Here is a 446-nt window from a genome sequence, read left to right as displayed (position 1 = left end):
CTGGACTCGGTGATCGACACGATCGGGCCGCGGTTCGCCCGCTGCGACGCCGCTCGCAACGCGGGCGCGTTTGTGTTGGGTGTGATGTCGGCGCTGGAGTCCAAGAATTGCTGGACGATGGCTGAACTTGCCGGACACGCCACACCGGACAAGTTGCAGCACTTGCTGTCTCGAGCCAAGTGGAACGCCGATGACATTCGCGACGACTTGCGCACGATGGTCGTCGACGCATTCGCCGAACCTGATGCGGTACTCGTCGTCGACGAGACCGGCGATCTGAAGAAGGGCACGAAAACCGTGGGCGTGCAACGCCAATACTCTGGCACGGCCGGGCGTGTCGAGAACTGCCAGGTCGCCGTCTACATGACCTACACCAGTTCCAAAGGACACGCCTTGATCGATCGTGCCCTGTATATGCCCAAATCGTGGTGCGATGACACCGATCG

Annotated in this window: 1 protein-coding gene; it reads left to right on the top strand. The window is 61.2% G+C overall.

Annotation, left to right across the window (positions count from 1 at the left end; all coding sequences use genetic code 11):
- Nucleotides 1–12: 12 nt before the first annotated feature.
- A partial coding sequence (locus tag ACLQ3C_RS21540; RefSeq protein ID WP_425707127.1) for an IS701 family transposase occupies nucleotides 13–446 on the top strand: 434 nt, incomplete at its 3' end.

The sequence above is a fragment of the Gordonia sp. DT30 genome (assembly GCF_049844915.1).
GTDB lineage: Bacteria > Actinomycetota > Actinomycetes > Mycobacteriales > Mycobacteriaceae > Gordonia.
The sequence above is the reverse complement of the archived record's forward strand: the minus strand, read 5'-3'. Positions and strand labels throughout refer to the sequence as shown.